Annotated in this window: 12 protein-coding genes, 1 tRNA gene and 1 riboswitch; of the genes, 7 read left to right on the top strand and 6 right to left on the bottom strand. The window is 60.3% G+C overall.

Annotated elements, in window-relative coordinates; genetic code table 11:
• Positions 1-89: 89 nt before the first annotated feature.
• A complete protein-coding gene (locus ACIREA_RS11140; RefSeq protein ID WP_397382349.1) occupies positions 90-1790 on the top strand; it encodes an FAD-dependent oxidoreductase in 1701 nt (566 codons plus the stop codon).
• Positions 1791-1843: 53 nt separating this feature from the next.
• Positions 1844-3391 (top strand): pyridoxal-phosphate dependent enzyme, encoded by a 1548-nt coding sequence (locus tag ACIREA_RS11135; RefSeq protein ID WP_397382348.1) that lies wholly within the window; start codon positions 1844-1846, stop codon positions 3389-3391.
• A gap of 223 nt (positions 3392-3614) precedes the next feature.
• Here the strand turns inward: ACIREA_RS11135 and ACIREA_RS11130 are convergent.
• The 5 genes from ACIREA_RS11130 to ACIREA_RS11110 all read right to left on the bottom strand — a co-directional run bounded on the left by ACIREA_RS11130 (position 3615) and on the right by ACIREA_RS11110 (position 6893).
• Positions 3615-3688: transfer RNA gene (locus ACIREA_RS11130), tRNA-Gly, on the bottom strand.
• A gap of 62 nt (positions 3689-3750) precedes the next feature.
• Positions 3751-4206 carry a hypothetical protein gene (locus ACIREA_RS11125; protein ID WP_397382347.1) on the bottom strand — a complete coding sequence of 152 codons (456 nt, stop codon included), beginning with the start codon at positions 4204-4206 and terminating at the stop codon, positions 3751-3753.
• A 117-nt stretch (positions 4207-4323) separates the two neighbouring features.
• Positions 4324-6117 (bottom strand): SPFH domain-containing protein, encoded by a 1794-nt coding sequence (locus ACIREA_RS11120; protein WP_397382346.1) that lies wholly within the window; start codon positions 6115-6117, stop codon positions 4324-4326.
• Positions 6118-6158: 41 nt separating this feature from the next.
• Positions 6159-6677 carry a PH domain-containing protein gene (locus ACIREA_RS11115; protein ID WP_397382345.1) on the bottom strand — a complete coding sequence of 173 codons (519 nt, stop codon included), beginning with the start codon at positions 6675-6677 and terminating at the stop codon, positions 6159-6161.
• A 42-nt stretch (positions 6678-6719) separates the two neighbouring features.
• Entirely contained in the window at positions 6720-6893 is a 174-nt protein-coding gene (locus tag ACIREA_RS11110; protein WP_397382344.1) for a hypothetical protein, read from the bottom strand.
• 135 nt (positions 6894-7028) lie between these two features.
• Positions 7029-7198, bottom strand: a riboswitch (cyclic di-AMP (ydaO/yuaA leader).
• Between the two features lie 228 nt (positions 7199-7426).
• On the opposite strand from ACIREA_RS11110, the gene ACIREA_RS11105 reads away from it, so the two are divergent.
• From ACIREA_RS11105 to ACIREA_RS11085, 5 genes are all read left to right on the top strand, one after another.
• Complete coding sequence (locus ACIREA_RS11105; RefSeq protein WP_397382343.1) at positions 7427-8557, top strand: tetratricopeptide repeat protein; 1131 nt, start codon at positions 7427-7429, stop codon at positions 8555-8557.
• A gap of 164 nt (positions 8558-8721) precedes the next feature.
• Complete coding sequence (locus tag ACIREA_RS11100; RefSeq protein ID WP_397382342.1) at positions 8722-10491, top strand: polyprenyl synthetase family protein; 1770 nt, start codon at positions 8722-8724, stop codon at positions 10489-10491.
• 41 nt (positions 10492-10532) lie between these two features.
• Positions 10533-12008, top strand: a complete 1476-nt coding sequence (locus ACIREA_RS11095; protein ID WP_397382341.1) for a sulfatase — start codon at positions 10533-10535, stop codon at positions 12006-12008.
• A 3-nt stretch (positions 12009-12011) separates the two neighbouring features.
• Positions 12012-13109 carry a sensor histidine kinase gene (locus ACIREA_RS11090; protein ID WP_397382340.1) on the top strand — a complete coding sequence of 366 codons (1098 nt, stop codon included), beginning with the start codon at positions 12012-12014 and terminating at the stop codon, positions 13107-13109.
• Complete coding sequence (locus tag ACIREA_RS11085; RefSeq protein WP_397382339.1) at positions 13106-14353, top strand: sigma-54-dependent transcriptional regulator; 1248 nt, start codon at positions 13106-13108, stop codon at positions 14351-14353. Before ACIREA_RS11090 ends, ACIREA_RS11085 begins: the two co-directional genes overlap by 4 nt.
• 191 nt (positions 14354-14544) lie before the next feature.
• On the opposite strand, the gene ggt is transcribed toward ACIREA_RS11085, so the two are convergent.
• A partial coding sequence (ggt, locus tag ACIREA_RS11080; RefSeq protein WP_397382338.1) for a gamma-glutamyltransferase occupies positions 14545-15754 on the bottom strand: 1210 nt, incomplete at its 5' end.

The raw sequence follows: 15754 nt of genomic DNA, 5'->3' as shown, positions 1-15754 counted from the left end.
GCCTCGGTGATCTTTGTCGATCTCGCCGCTGGTCAGCCATCTTGACCAGCAAGGCGGGCATTATTGCCACGTCTGGTATGATACAACCCATGAAGTCGTTCCTGCTCGTCTGTGCTCTCTCCTCATCTCTTGCCTCTGCCGCCGTGGTGGAGTCTGATCTCTGCGTCTACGGCGGCACCAGCGGGGGCGTCGCAGCCGCAGTGCAGGCCGCACGCATGGGCAAGACAGTGGTTATTGCCGAGCCCGGTCGTCATCTCGGCGGCATGACCAGCGGCGGCCTCAGCGCCGTGGACATTGGAGATCCTCGCTCCGTCGGCGGCATCGCCCGCGAATACTTCACCAAGCTTGCCGCCACCGCAGGCGTCACGCTGGCCTGGGACAAAGCCTTTGAAAGCAAAGCCGGCGGTCCCGCCACCGGAGGTGCATATGCCATCGAGCCCCACAAAGCAGAGCAGGTCTTCACCGACATGGCGCGCGATGCCGGTGTGAAAGTTCACCTCAAAGCGCGACTGGCATCAGTCAAGAAAGACCGCGCCCACATCACCGAATTCGTCACCGAAGACGGCACCATCTTTCGCGCCAAAGTGTTCATCGATGCCACCTATGAAGGCGACCTCATGGCGAAATCCGGTGTGAGCTACACGCTCATGCGCGAGGGCAATGCAAAGTACGGCGAAACCTACAACGGCATCCACTACGTGGAAAAATTCATGCCCCACACCAGCTATGCCCAGCCCGGAGAAAGCGGCCGTCTCAAAGGCGGCCAGGGCGTGTGGGATCGCGATTTCCCCCTCGATCCCTACCTGGTAAAAGGCGATCCCAAAAGCGGCCTGCTGCCACTCATTCAAGCCGGCGAACCAGGCTCCCCAGGAGATCCCGCTACCGGCGTACAGGCCTACTGCTTCCGTCTCTGCCTCACCACCAATCCGGCCAACATGATCCCCATCACGCCGCCGTCCAATTACGACCCAAAGCGCTACGAGATCATCGTCCGCTTTATCGAAGCCTGCCTCGCCAATGGCGATGCCATGGACCTCCGCTGGTTCTCAAAGCACGATGCACTGCCGAATGACAAATGGGATTTCAATACCGCGACCTTCGGCGGAAATCTGCCCGGTGCCTCGCACGCATGGCCGGAGGCCTCCTACACGCAGCGCGATAAGATCGCAAAGCAGCACGAAGACTATCATCGCGGCCTGCTTCATTTCCTCGCCACCGATGCCCGCGTCCCCGAGAAGGTGCGCAAAGACATGCAGCGTTTCGGTCTGCCCAAGGACGAATTCACCGACAACGGCGGTTGGCCGCACCAGATCTACGTCCGCGAAGCCTGTCGCATGGTCAGCGACCTCGTGCTCACCGAGCACCACACTTTCGGCCGCCAAAACTCACCCAAGCCCATCAGCCTCGGCAGCTACGGCACAGACACCCATGAGATCCGCCGCATCGTGAAGGACGGCGTGGTCACGCGCGAAGGGAAAACCGCCGGAGGTCGCGATAGCGCACCACCCTATGGCATCAGCTACGAAGCCATTGTGCCAAAGCAGAGCGAGTGCGACAATCTACTCGTCACCTTCGCCCTCAGCGCCAGCCATACCGCCTTCAGCAGCATCCGCATGGAGCCCGTGCTCATGTGCACCAGCCAGAGCGCCGCCACCGCAGCCTGCATCGCCATCGATGACAAAATTCCCGTGCAGCAGGTCGACTACTCAAAACTCAAACCACGCCTGGAGCAGTACGGACAGATCTTGGAATGGAAGTATCCAGCCCACAAGAAAAAGGCCGCCCATTGAATTGGCGAAACCTCTTGCTGATGCATGCGAGGCGGGAATGTATGCCGCCACGAATGGAACGCGAAAATTTGCCTCTGGATCGCCGTTTGCGGCAGGAAATCTTGTTAGCCCGTGAGCGTGTCTATCGCTTCGGCCAGCCCACGCCTATGGAGCGTCTCATCCTGCCCGGCTCCGAGCCCGGCCCTGAGATCTGGGTCAAGCGCGAAGACCTATCCCCCGTAAAATGCTACAAGTGGCGCGGTGCCTGCAACGCCATGACCGAGCTCACCCCCGAGCAGCGCGCCAAAGGCGTCGTCACCGCTTCCGCTGGCAATCACGCGCAGGGCGTGGCTCTTGCCGCCAAAACCCTCGGCATCCACGCACGCATCTACATGCCGCGCTCCACGCCCAAGGTAAAACAAAACGCCGTGCTGCACCACGGCGGCGAATTCGTTCGCATCATGCTCGCTGGCGACAGCTATGACGAAGCCGTCACCTCCGCGCGTGAAGACGAACGCAGCAGCGGTGCCACCTACGTGCACGCCTACGATGACCTCAAAGTCATGGCAGGGCAGGGGACTCTCGCAGATGAGGTCGTGCTCTCTGGCCACGGCCCCTTCGATGCCGCCTACCTGCAAATCGGCGGCGGCGGAATGGCCTCGGCCGTTTCCTGCTGGCTCAAAACCTACTGGCCCAACATGGAAGCCGTCGGCGTTGAAGGCGTGGGCCAGGCCTCCATGAACGCCGCACTCGCAGCAGGCAAGCCCGTCGAACTGCATGACCTCGACATCTTCTGCGACGGCACCGCCGTCCGCAAAGCCGGCACGCTCCCCTTCGGCATCTGCCAGCAGTCTCTGGATCGAGTAGCCACCGTCACCAATGCCGAAGTCAGCGCCGCCATCCGCGTGCTGTGGGAGACACTGCGTTGCATCTCGGAGCCATCGGGTGCCATGGGGCTCGCCGCAGTGCTCAAAGATCGCGCGGCACTCGTCGGCAAAAAAGTTCTCATCGTCATCACCGGTGCCAACATCGACTTCCTCCAACTCGGCCTCATCGCCCAGTCCGAAGGCTCCAGCAACACCGCCTCACGCGCCCTGCGCGTGCGCATCCCCGAGCGCCCGGGTGCCATGCTCGCGCTGCTGGATTCCTGCTTCGAAGGCCTCAACATCGCCGATTTCCAATACGGCCTGCATCGCTCCGATCAGGCTTGGCCGGTATTCACCGTCACTGCCGAAAATGCCGAAAAGCTAGCCGCACTGCCAGCACGACTGGAGTCCGGCGGCTACCTGTGGGAAGACCTCACTGGAGCTGTGGATGTCGCCTTCCGCGCCATTCCCCTGCGTGGAGATCTCCTCGCTCATCCCGTCTTCCTGCGTCTCGACTTCTACGAGCGCTCCGGTGCTCTTCACGACTTCCTCTCCCGCCTCATCCGCGATCGCGCCAGCCTCTGCTACTTCAACTACCGCCAGTCTGGCGAACGCATCGGCCGCGCCCTCATCGGTCTCGATTTCCAAACCGCCGAAGCCCGCGCCGCCTTCCTCTCCGAACTCCCTGAGCACGGCGAAGGCTATCGCTCATGCAAACCGGTGGACGACGCCGTGCTCGCGCGTATGACAGCCTAGCCCGCAGAACCGGTGGAAGAATGATCAGTCATCCTCGCATGCAATCGTTCATGTTCGCCACCCCCTTCATCTGTCACACGCCACTGGCCTGCTCTTTTTCACAGCCAGCATTCTTGATTCCGAAACGCCAGCCGCCCCGGCGAAAATCAGATTTACTGCGCTCTGGCAAAACTCGTGGCGAAATGCTCACGATCCTTTTTTGAAACACGGCCTTGATGCTCGGTGGAGCGGGTGATCAGAATCGAACTGACGTATGATGCTTGGGAAGCACCTGCTCTACCATTGAGCTACACCCGCGACTCATTCGAGCCAGGTGTCCAGTCTGGCTGGCAGCGGCTGCCTTGTCAAATGCGCTCCGCTCAGATCGTCGGAGGCATCGGGGGCATCATCAGCGCCCGGTTCATGCCGCCCCTACCGTAACTGGCTGAAGGGACGGCCATAAAAGCATCTCGCTTCGAGGAATATTGCCGGTACAAGCGGCTGTAAGTGGTCGCCAGACGCTGGTACAGCGCCTGATTTTCCGGCGTTTTGTGCAGCTTGCGCACACTGTGGCGCAGGTGGTTCATGGCCTGCCCCACACCCACATAACGCACATCAGGACCACCGGCCGGCTGCGTCGAATTCGTGGAGCCAAATCGCGCAACCACCTGGGTGTCCTTGCCCTTGGGGCCAAGCAGTTCGCTGGCCATCGACTCAGTGCCAAAGTCATCATAGGCAAACGGCGGGCCGGGAATCGCGTTCAAGTTGGCATCGCAGCCGACCAGAAAAAGAACGCTGAAGCAGGCGAGCAGAGCAATGTGCGGAAGTGCTTTCATGCGCTCCCCATATCATAGCTGGAACTGAATGCGAATGCAGGAACGTCAAAATGGGCTGCGGAATGAATCCGCAGCCCGCTGTTTTTTCAGTGCGCCAGCCAGCGCCAATGCTGCCTATCAAGGCGTGTCATGCATGGAGATGGGCAGGGATGCACGTTGCTTGGTGAGCATGGCCATGAGCGCGTCGAGGATGCCGCTGCTGTTCGGCCCGCTGTTCACCAGTACGTCGGGGACAACGCGGAGGTTTTTGTCGGCGATGATTTGGAAGGCCTGGAGCATGCCGTACACATCGGAACCAAGGGCGGTCACGCCTGCTTGATAGGCATCGGCCTTGGCCTGACCTGTGGCGCGGATGGCTTCCGCTTCACCGCTTGCACGCAGCCGGGTGGAGGCGGCTTCGCCTTCGCTTTTCTTCACGGCAGCCGTGGCGTGGAGTTCGGCAATGTTGACGCCCTGTTCTGCACTGACGACCTGGTTTTGGATGTCGGCCAGCGACGTCTGCCTCACGAGCTGCTGTCGCTGCTTCTCGGCAGCTTCCTGCATCTCATAGGTTTTGCGGCTCTCTTCCGCCAGCTTGCGGTCCGTCTGTGTTTTCATCAGCGATTCGGGCGGCGTGATGTCGCCGATCAGCGTGTCGATCCCTTCCACGTCGTATTCGTGCAGCGCGGTTTCGATATGGTTGGCGGCCTCGCCCTGGCGCTGGCTGCGGGCGCTCAGGAAGTCCAGCACGGTGTAGTCCTGCGCGGAGTTGCGGAAGTAGTTGCCAACGATGGGCTGCAGCACGTGGTCGATGAGGTTTTGCAGTGATCCCGCGCGGCTGATCACCTTGGGGGCTTCGTTCGCACCAATGTGGATGATCTGCGAAACATCGAGATTGAAGGCAAACCCGTCGCGCGAGCGCACGGTGATGCTGCTGAGCTTCGCATCAAAGTGGTGCGCCTCCGTGCGCGTGGCCCAGTTCAGCACGATGTTGGTGGTCGGCACCAGTTCCACTCGCATGATGCGTGTGTTCACCGGATGTTTGCCCGGGAGCAGCGGTTTGCCCCAGACACCTTTGTGGCCCACGTCAACGAGGTCGCCGTGCTTGAACTCGGGTCCGCTGATGTCGAGGTGCGCCTTGCCGACATAAGAGATCACGACACCGACGTGGCCGATCGGAATCTCAAACATGGGCACCTGCTCGATCTGCGCGAACCACGGATTGATGTTCCACTGGCCGCTAAGAAGCACCTGCTCTTGCAGGCCTCGATGGCCGCCGGCATTCAGGAAGGCCTGCGCATTCTGAAAGTTGTCGTGGCCGGCCACGATGGATCCAGCGATTTCGGTTTGCTCAATGGGCATGCCATCCAGCGTCGTGACGATGCCGACGAGATCGGGATCCACGTGGCGGATGCGCAGCAGCTGCGGTTCAAGCCCGTGCTGCTGGGCATTTTCGGACGTGATGATGGTGAAGAGCGCAGGATTGATGCGATACGAACCCGCGGTGATGACACCGAGCTGGCGGCCTTTTTCACCGCCGTGTTTGAGAAAGGCACGGGCATCCTGGAAGTGGTCACAATCCACCGTGCGTGCCAGGATGCGGCCGGGCGGAATGGCGGCGCCGGTTTTCGCGACGATCAAAGCCAGCTCTCCCTGCGGGACTCTGACCATGGGCACTTTCTCGATGTGGTACTGCACGATCCAGAAACCAAAGTGCAGGCCCGGGGCCAGCGTGTCGGCCTGGTAACCCGCTTCACCATTGAGGGCGATGATTTCACCGGGAGGCAGGTTTTTGAAGGCAAAGCGTTTGATGACCACGCCGACTTTGCTCTCCGGAATGTAAACGCAGGAGACAAAGTAGAGAATGATAACGCCGACGACTGAGAGCGTGATGAGCCAGTGCTCGTACGCAAATAAGAGAATGGAGTTCATGTGAGTGGGAAAAATTTCAGGTTTCAGGATTTCAAACAGGTTCAAGCATGGAGGTGGGTGGTGACGGTGCGGGCAAAAGCCTCGGGATCGTCAGGGGACAGCACGGCCGTGCGGTTCTTCATGTGCACGATGACAGTGCGGTTCAGATCCGTGACGTAGGCGCGGAAGTGGCCCAGCTGCCTGCTCCAGTAAAAGCCGGTGAAGGAATACAGGCCGCCATTGCCACACGTGCGAAAGCTGTGGCACAGCGCGAGCGGTTCCACTTCGACGGAGCTCATTTCGTCAAATGGCAGCACTGTGTTCCACCACAGGCGTTTGATGAGGATGCCGTCCTTGGTGACGACGTAACCGCGAATGATGAACGGCAGTGCTCCAAGAGGAATGAGCAGCACAACGGCGGCTGACAGCGCACGCGTGGGCAGTGCAGGCAGGCTGATGAATCCCGGTGTCTGCCGGCCGAGGCTGAGCGTGATGGCAATCCCAAGCATCACGAGCGTCGTGAGAATGGAAATGATGAGCAAAGTGCGGCCCCAAGGGGCTTTAAAATGGTGATGAGTCATGATGATTTCAAATGTTGGAAATGGAGTTTCAGGGGGGTGGGTTTATTCGGCGTGGCGGAGCGGTGCGCTTTCTTGATCAGCAGCGCTCAGCGCTTGCTCTGCATCCAGGTCTTGTGTTTCTCGGTCCGGCTGGCGGATCACGTGGATCCAGCTCAGCGGTGGGAATGCCGGTGGCGGTGTGTCCCGGGCAGATGGATTGACCAGGCCCTCAGTCATGGGGCTTTGGTTCTTTTGGCAGTTCATGGGTATGGGTCTCGAAGGCCCCCGGTCTGCGGACGGTTTCCCGTCCACTCGCGGGTGCGGTGGTTCTGGGGAGACCATGGTCCCGGCGCACTCGCGTCGGGCATAGGATCGCCCTTCCAATGTCGCCTGCGAGGTTAGCTGTCGGACTGGTCCTTGGAAGTGGACTGGTCGGTGGTTACCCACCTTCCTTCGCCCCGCCCTGGGTCTTTCGACTCAGGGTTTTTGGGTCCCCCGCGCCACCATTCTGGAAGGAATGGCAGCTTCGGCTGCGAGGTAATTCACGCACAGGCACCGCGTTTTGTCAAAACGGCGGCCCAACATAAACTGTAAGCACGGGCTTGACATGGGTGTCGGTTTTTCACTCTTTCAGGTGAAGAACCATCGCCTTGAGGCGAGTTTTTTGCGGCCATCTGGCCTGCCGCGGAGTGCTGTCAATGGGCCGCCAATTTACCGCGCACCTGCATTTTGATGGTTGAGACGGCCCCGGCCAGACGTAATTTCGCTCCATGAAGCATGCGTCCTCATCCCCCCTCCTTGCCGGCCTCCTCGTTGCTTTGCTCTTTGCTGCTTCCACTCTGACGGCGCAGCAGCCTCAGCGCATCGATGAAAAGGATCTTCGAGACTGGGCGGATCGTGGGGATGCCGACGCTCAGTTCGAACTGGGACTGCGCATGCTCACGGGTGAAGGCTTGAAGAAAAATCTCGAAGAAGGTGTGAAATCCGTCGAGAAGGCCGCCAAGCAGAAGCACCTGCGCGCGCAGCATGTTCTGGGTACCCTTTATGAAGACGGCGTTGGAGTAAAAAAGGATCTCGCCAAAGCAGCGGAGTGGTACCGCAGCTCCGCTGAACTCGGCTTTGCCCTCTCACAGCACAGTCTGGCCGCCATGTATGAGGAAGGCAAAGGCGTGAAGAAAGACGTGGCCAAAGCGGCGGAATGGTTCAAGAAAGCCGCCGATCAGGGAAATCCCCCTTCGCAGACCGCCTATGCGTCAAAGCTCGAACGGGGCGACGGCATTGACAAAAGCTCGGCCAAAGCGGCTCTCTGGTACCTCAAAGCCGCCCAGCAGGACTTCGTTCCCGCCATGACTCGCCTGGCCAATCTCTACTACACTGGTCAGGGCCTTCCTGTGGATTACCGCCGTGCCGGAGCTTGGTATCGCCGTGCTGCACGCTCCGAGGATCCTTGGGCTTCCAACAATCTCGCCTGGTTCCTGGCCACCTGCCCGGAGGACAATCTGCACAATGGCGAAAGCGCCGTCCTGCTCGCACGGCGCGCCTTGAAGCTCGTCGCCGAAGTCGTCCAGAGCGATGAGCAGCCTTATGAAATGATCGACACCATGGCTGCTGCTCTCGCCCGCAACGGCGAATTCAAAGAAGCCGAGCTCTGGCAGAAGCGCTGCATTACTCTGCTCAAAGAAGACAAAGACCTGCCTGAAGAAGATCGAAATAAGCTGCAGGAGGAATTCGACACCCGTCTCAAGCTCTACCAAAAGGCCACCCCCTTTGCCGAGCCCGACCCCAAAGGCGAAGAAGGTGCGGAGCCGCTCCCTCAGGACACCATTCTTCAGGACGAAGGCCTCCCCGAGTCCAAGCCCAAGAAAAACGGGTCCAAAAGTGGTCGTGGCACAGTGGTTTGAGGTTGGCTTTTGCCGCTGCTGCATGACTACTGCAGCCAGTCCGTATCCTCCAGCCGCGCAAGATTCGCACACATTAGCGCAATATCTGCAAGACTAAGCCCCTCTTACACGGTTAAACCGCCCACTCTTTTCATCCGGCATTCTGCCACTTTCCCTTTCCTCTCATGTCCGCTGCCGTCGTCCGTTCTGCCGCCCTTCCTCCGCCTATTCCCGGTCTGAACCGCCGTATCCGCCAGCCGAAGAAAAATATCCCGCAGACCAAGCAGGATCGTGATCAAATCCTGGGCTGGGTGCGCGCCTATGCCGAGGAGCAGAAACTTGTCCCCCCGGTGCCCTTGGCCGATCTGCAGGACCACACGGATAAAATCGTCGCCATCCACGCCATCGACAAAATCCATCGTGATTACGTCGGCGTGCTTCTCGCCAACGAAACCTGGCGCGAATCCCTCGCCACCGTGCCCTTTGAAAAGCGCCTGCTGCTGATGCCGAAGTGCCTCCGCGTCGAAAGCAAATGCCCCGCCCCCTTTGATGAGTTCGGTCTGCTCTGCAAGCAGTGCGGCCTCTGCTCCATTCAGGATTTCCAAAACGAAGCGGAAAAACTCGGCTACGCCGTGCTCGTAGCCGAAGGCAGCGCCATCGTCATGTCGCTCATCCAGACTGGCAAGATCGAAGCCATCGTCGGCATTTCCTGCCTGCCTGTCCTTGAGCGCACCTTCCCCTACATCGAAGCCGCCGCCATTCCCGCCGTCGCCGTACCCTTGTTGCAGGACGACTGCATCGACACCCTCGTCGATATCGACTGGGTCTGGGATTACATCCACCTCACCAGCGACGACAAAACCCGCCGCCTCAATCTGAATGCCCTGCATGACGAGGTGAAAACCTGGTTCACCATCGAGTCGCTCAATGCGCTCATGAGCCCCTCACGCGGTCACAGCGACGACATCGCGCGCGAATGGCTCGCTCGTGCCGGCAAACGCTGGCGTCCCTTCCTCACCGTCGCCGCCTATCAGGCTCTGCGCGAAGACCCCGAAGGCCCCATCTCCGACACCGTCAAAAAAGCCGCCGTCGCCGTCGAAATCTTCCACAAAGCCTCCCTCGTTCATGACGACATCGAGGACGGCGACGCCGAACGCTACGGCGAAACAACACTCCACACCGAGCACGGCATCCCCGTCGCCCTGAACATCGGTGACCTCCTCATCGGTGAAGGCTACCGCCTCCTCGCCGACAACGATGCCGCCGCTCACATTCGCAGCTCCGCCATCCTCGTCGCCGCCGAAGGCCAGCGCGAACTCTGCATCGGTCAGGGCGCCGAACTCCTCTGGACCCGCCACCCCGTCGCTCTCAGCAGCACCCAGGTGCTTGAAATCTTCCGCAGCAAAACCGCCCCCGCTTTCGAAGTCGCCCTCAAGGTCGGTGCCGCTCTCGCCGGCCAGCTCGATGAATGCGCCGACGTTCTCCACACCTACAGCGAAAACCTAGGCATTGCCTACCAGATCCGCGATGACCTTGACGACCTCGGCGAAGACTCCGCCGCCGACAACGAATGGAACATGCGCCCCAGCATCGTCCTCTCCCTCCTGCGCGAGAAAGGCAAAGGCGAGGTCAAAGACCAGATGGAAGCCCTCTGGAACGGCGTCGCCAAAACCAAGCCCGACAACGCCACCATCCGCGATTGGGCCTTCGACAGCGGTGCCCATGAGAAGGCCATGACCCTCCTCGAAAGCTACAAGGAAGCCGCCATCCGCTCCCTGCAGGAAGTCGAACTTCCCAACCTCAAAGGCCTCCTCCGCCGCGTCATCGGCAAGATCTTCAACGAGCTTGAGATCAAAGGCTGGTGCCGCGAATTCGAGCAGAAAAATCTCAATCCCGAACTCCGCGCCGAAGCCGCCAAAGCCGCCGAACAACTCGTTCCAAACGTGGCTCCTTAACGCTGCTATTTTCATCGATCGAGCTTCGTTTGAAGCCGACCATGAAGTTGCTCCGTCTCTGCTCCGTTTTCCTACTCGCTGCCGCCGTCCACGCCGCCGACTCGCGGCCCAACGTCCTCTTCATCGCCATCGATGATCAAAACGACTGGATCGGCTGCCTCGGCGGACACACGCAGGTGAAAACACCTGCCATCGATGCCTTGGCCAAGCGCGGCACCCTCTTCGCCAGCGCCCACTGCCAGGCGCCCTTGTGCAATCCCTCACGCAGCTCGCTCCTCACCGGCCTCCGCCCCTCCAGCACCGGCATTTACGGCCTCGCCCCCGGCATCCGCGAAGTGGAGCAGACCAAGCACCACGTGACGCTCCCGCAGACCTTCACGCAGGCCGGTTACTTCACCTCCAACAGCGGCAAAATCTACCATGACGGCTCAATGCGTGGAGGCGATCAAAAAGCCGAGTTCAACGAATGGGGCAATCGCGGCCCCATGCCGAAACCCAAAACACCCATCGCCAATCTCCCCGGCCCGGATCGCCATCCCGCCATGGACTGGGGCGTCTTCCCCGAGAAGGACCAAGACAACGCCGACTGGAAAATCGCCGACTCCGCCATCGATGCATTGAAGCGCGCTCCTGCTGACAAGCCCTTCTTCATCGCCGCCGGTTTCCGTCTCCCTCACGTCCCGTGCTTCGCCTCGCAGAAGTGGTTTGATTTGTATCCGGACGCCACTCTCCAGATGCCCCCGGTCAAAGAAGACGATCGCGCCGACCTCCCCAAGTTCGCCGACTTCCTCCACTGGAAGCTCCCCGAGCCACGCCTCAGCACCCTGCGCAAATTCAACGAATGGCGTCCTCTCGTGCGCGCCTACCTCGCCTGCGTCAGCTTCATGGACAGCCAGGTCGGCCGCCTCATGAGTCAGCTCGAAGCCACCGGCCGCTTGGACAACACCATCATCGTCCTCTGGGGAGATCACGGCTGGCATCTCGGCGAAAAACTCATGACCGGCAAAAACACCCTCTGGGAACGCAGCACCCGCGTCCCCCTCATCTTCGCCGGTCCCGGCATCAAACCCGGCCAGGTCTGCACCAGCCCCGTCGAACTCATCGACATCTTCCCATCCCTCCTCGCCCTCACCAAACTGCCCGCCCGCACCGACCTCGAAGGCCACAGCCTCGTGCCCCAGTTTCAAGACGCCAGCGCACCCCGCGAGTGGCCCGCCATCACCACCCACAATCAGGGCAATCACACCATCCGCACTCAGGAATGGCGCTACATCCGCTACGCCGACGGCAGCGAAGAACTATACGACATGAAAAACGATCCCAACGAGTGGACCAACCTCGCCAAGGACTCCCAACACGCCGCCAAAAAAACCGAGCTCGCCAAGTGGCTGCCCAAGATCGACAAAGCTCCCGTCCCCGGCAGCAAGAGCCGCATCCTCACCTACGATCCCACCACCGGCGAGGCCATCTGGGAAGACAAGCCGATTGATAAAAGCGCTCCTCTGCCGGAACCGTAGGCAGTGTCCGCCTCTCCCCACAAGCTCCGCCTCACCCTCGGCCTCGGCTTTCTCGCCTTCATCATCGCGGGATCTCTGCTGCTTCTCGCGTGGCTGCGTCAGCGCGAGCGCGAGGAGTCCAACCACCTCTTCCAGGCCCTGGCCCAGGCCGATGCCGAGTTTGTGCGGCGCATGAATCTTCCGCGCAGCGGCAAACTTGCGCAGGATCTAGAACAGCTCCTCGGCATGCAGATCGAGTTTCGCCCTGCAGGCACAGCGCCGGCCAACACCGAAGACCGCCTCACCATCCGGCTGGATGAAAAGAACGACATGACCTTCACCCGCACTCCGGTGGTGTCGTCTCTGTCTCTTCGCGATCCCGCCACTCTCAATGCCTTCATCGCCTTCTGGCTCATCTCTGGCCTCATGGGCTGGCTCCTCGTCCGCGAGCGCCTCAAGCGTGCCCAATCCGAACGACTCGCCATGCTCGGCCGTGTGGCCACCAGCCTCGCCCACGATATCAAAAACCCGCTCGCCTCCATTCAGCTTCACGCACAGTTGATGACCCCGCAGAATGAGGAAGACGCACAGGCCGTCAGGCTCATCGAAAACGAATCCGAAGTCATCGCCGGTCTCGTGAACCAGTGGCTTCACCTCGCGAATCCTCTCCCGCCCAAACTCACAAAGCTCGACCTCACCGACTGCATTCGCGGCGTGGCCAGAAACATCGAAGCTCAGGCCCGCCATGCCGGCGTTGAAGTTGAAATCAACCTGCCCTCTCCCACCTGGATCATGGGCGATGCCCAGCGCCTCGCCCAGGCCGTACGAAACCTCATGATCAATGCCATTCAGGCCATGCCACGCGGCGGCAAACTCATGGTGAGCGGCCAGCCCGCCAGCTCATGGTTTGAGCTTCGCTTCGCCGACTCCGGCACCGGCTTTTCCGAACTCGCGCTTGCACAAGGCACCGAACTCTTCTTCACCGAAAAAGAAGGCGGCATGGGCGTCGGTTTGAACATCGTCTCCAGCATCATCACCGCACACGGCGGCACCTTAAAATTGCAAAATGACCCCAAGGGCGGAGCGGTGATCATCGTGCTGCTCCCCTTGCTTCCCGCATGACTCCCTCCATCCTCATCATCGAAGACGAATACGCCCTCGCCGCAGCACTCTCCACCGTGGTGCGCCGTTTCGAGGCCACACCTGTCGTGGCCGCTTCAGGGCAGGGGGGAATCGACAAGCTCGCGGCGCAATCCTTCGCGCTCATCATCCTCGATGTCGGCCTGCCGGACATGAGCGGCCTGAAGGTGCTGGAAAAAATCCAGTCTCTCCCACAGCCACCCCCGGTGATGATCATCACCGCCCACGGCACGCTGGACACCGCCCTTGAGGCAAAGCGTCTCGGCGCTCGCGAGTATTTCCTCAAGCCTCTCAATCTTACCGACATCCAGCGGGCCATCCGCGAAGTCTTCGCACCGGTGAAAACTGAGCAGCGTGCAGACACCACCATGATCGGCAACAGCGAACCCATGCAGCGTGCGTTCGCCGTCATTGCCCAGGCCAGTGGCAATGACGCGCCCGTCCTGCTACAGGGCCCTCCAGGCAGCGGCAAGAGCCTGGCCGCGCAGGTCATTCATCGCCACAGTGCGCGCTCTGAAAAACCGCTGATCTTATTCCGCGCCGATGAATGGTCCGAAGATCGTGCCGAAGCCGCGTTGGATGAAGCCATCGCCAAGGCAGGTGACGGTGTCCTTTTTCTCGATGAAATCAGCGCGTGGTCAAAGCCGCTCCAGGCAGCGCTCATGCATCGTCTCAGCTCTGGCATGCTCAAGGCGCGCCTCTTCAGCGCATCCAGCCAGGAGGCCGCACCTCACCTGCGTGAAGACTTGTTTTACGCGCTCGCAGTCCTTCAGGTCCTGCTGCCCCCCTTGCGCGAGCGCACCTCGGACATCCCGGCTTTGGCAGTCTCCTTTTTGGGTGGGCAGGTTCTCTCCGCTGAGGCTCTCGCTGCGCTCAAAGCCCACACCTGGTCGGGCAACGTGCGTGAACTGAAAACGGCCATGGCACACGCCGCCGCCGTCTGCAGCGGCGGCACCATATTACCCCATCATCTGCCTGCCAGCATCGTGAAGACCGAGGAGTCCAATCACCTCGAAGAAACGATGAAACGTGCCATCCACGCCTGGCTGGATCAAAAGACCACCGGCACCGATGAATTGATGCCAGCTTATGATGACCTTCTCGAAACGGTGGAGGCCACGATGCTCGACACCCTCCTCAAGCGCTTCGACGGCAAGCCCACCCGCCTCGCCACCGCCATGAAAATGAACCGGGCCACCCTCCGCCGAAAACTCCGCGAAGAGTAAACTTCTTCCCTCATGGTTTGATGAAACATTTGTTGGCGAAGTAGGACCATGAACCCCGCCTCACTTCTCTGGCCAATTTAAAATTCTCAGTTTTCAGTTCCCAGTTTACAATCCTTAGAAGCGTCAGCTACGCGTCCGCCGTCTTATTGAACTGAGTCCCTTTATACCAGGCCGCGGAAAACGGGCACCCCTCACTTCCCATCCGCCTTGCCCGGCACTCGCGGATCATTCGCAGGAAAAAAGAGCTTCTTGTTCGCATCAAAATAGATCGCCTGACACGCCCCAAACCCCTCGGACTCCGCCAGCTTATGCCCCAGCGCTTTCACTCGTGTGAGCGTGCCCTCACCAAAAGCCTTCTCAATCTTCAACTCATCAGGATTCCACTGGTGGTGAAATCTCGGCTCCGCCAGCGCCTCAGACCGCAGCATTCCATCATCAATGATGTGCGTCAGCAGCAGCAGCGCCTGCGTGATGATGGTAGGCCCCCCCGCCGCTCCGGTCACAATCACCGGCTTGCCATCCTTGAGCACAATCGTCGGGCTCATGCTCGAAAGCGGCCGCTTGCCCGGAGCCACCGCATTCGCTTCCGCTCCCACCAGTTTGAAGGCATTCGGCACACCGGGCTGCGCAGCGAAGTCATCCATCTCATCGTTCAGCAGCACACCCGTCCCCGGAATCACCACCTTGCTGCCAAAGCCGGTGTTGATCGTCTGATTCAGCGCCACCCAGTTGCCCTCGGCGTCTGCCGTGCAGAGGAAAGTGGTGTGCTTGCCGAAAACATCCCCCTCCCAATGCGGAGGCATGTTGTGCCCTGGAACGGCGGTGGCATGATCCAGATCAATCTTCTTCGCCAGTTCCGCCGCATAAGCAGGATCCACCAGGCCCTTCGGCACCGGCGCAAAATCCGGATCACCCAGCCAGTAGGCACGATCCGCAAACGCCAGCTTCATCGCTTCCGTGATCACATGAATCCGGCTGCTCGCTCGGAAGTGGCGGATCGGGAAATGCTCCAAAATATTCAGGATCTGCGCCACATGTACCCCTCCCGAACTCGGCGGCGGCATCGTGATCAGATCGTAGCCACGATACTTCGAGCGGATCGCCGCTCGATCAGGTGCCTGATAGCTGGCAAAATCTTGCGCCGTCATGATCCCCCCATTGGCCGCCATCCATTCGCCAGTCTTCTGCGCAAATTCACCACCATAGAACCATTCGATCCCGTTCTCCGCTACAGACCGGTAAGTTTTTGCGAGATCGCTTTGGACCAGCAGTTGGCCTTTCTCCAGCGGCTTGCCATCTTTCAGGAAGATGGCCGCTGAGGACGGGAACTTCGCGAGTTTGGCCGCCGTAGCCGCGAGCTTGCGCGCATACACCGCATCAATCTCGAACCCCTTTTCCGCA

The sequence above is a fragment of the Prosthecobacter sp. genome, assembly GCF_044373815.1.
In the GTDB taxonomy this organism is placed as follows: Bacteria; Verrucomicrobiota; Verrucomicrobiia; order Verrucomicrobiales; family Verrucomicrobiaceae; genus Prosthecobacter.
This window is presented reverse-complemented; position numbering and strand designations above follow the sequence as displayed.

Coding starts and splice junctions, on each gene's coding strand:
- ACIREA_RS11140 (WP_397382349.1), top strand. CDS start 90: ATGAAGTCGTTCCTGCTCGTCTGTGCTCTCTCCTCATCTCTTGCCTCT.
- ACIREA_RS11135 (WP_397382348.1), top strand. CDS start 1,844: ATGGAACGCGAAAATTTGCCTCTGGATCGCCGTTTGCGGCAGGAAATC.
- ACIREA_RS11125 (WP_397382347.1), bottom strand. CDS start 4,206: ATGAAAGCACTTCCGCACATTGCTCTGCTCGCCTGCTTCAGCGTTCTT.
- ACIREA_RS11120 (WP_397382346.1), bottom strand. CDS start 6,117: ATGAACTCCATTCTCTTATTTGCGTACGAGCACTGGCTCATCACGCTC.
- ACIREA_RS11115 (WP_397382345.1), bottom strand. CDS start 6,677: ATGACTCATCACCATTTTAAAGCCCCTTGGGGCCGCACTTTGCTCATC.
- ACIREA_RS11110 (WP_397382344.1), bottom strand. CDS start 6,893: ATGACTGAGGGCCTGGTCAATCCATCTGCCCGGGACACACCGCCACCG.
- ACIREA_RS11105 (WP_397382343.1), top strand. CDS start 7,427: ATGAAGCATGCGTCCTCATCCCCCCTCCTTGCCGGCCTCCTCGTTGCT.
- ACIREA_RS11100 (WP_397382342.1), top strand. CDS start 8,722: ATGTCCGCTGCCGTCGTCCGTTCTGCCGCCCTTCCTCCGCCTATTCCC.
- ACIREA_RS11095 (WP_397382341.1), top strand. CDS start 10,533: ATGAAGTTGCTCCGTCTCTGCTCCGTTTTCCTACTCGCTGCCGCCGTC.
- ACIREA_RS11085 (WP_397382339.1), top strand. CDS start 13,106: ATGACTCCCTCCATCCTCATCATCGAAGACGAATACGCCCTCGCCGCA.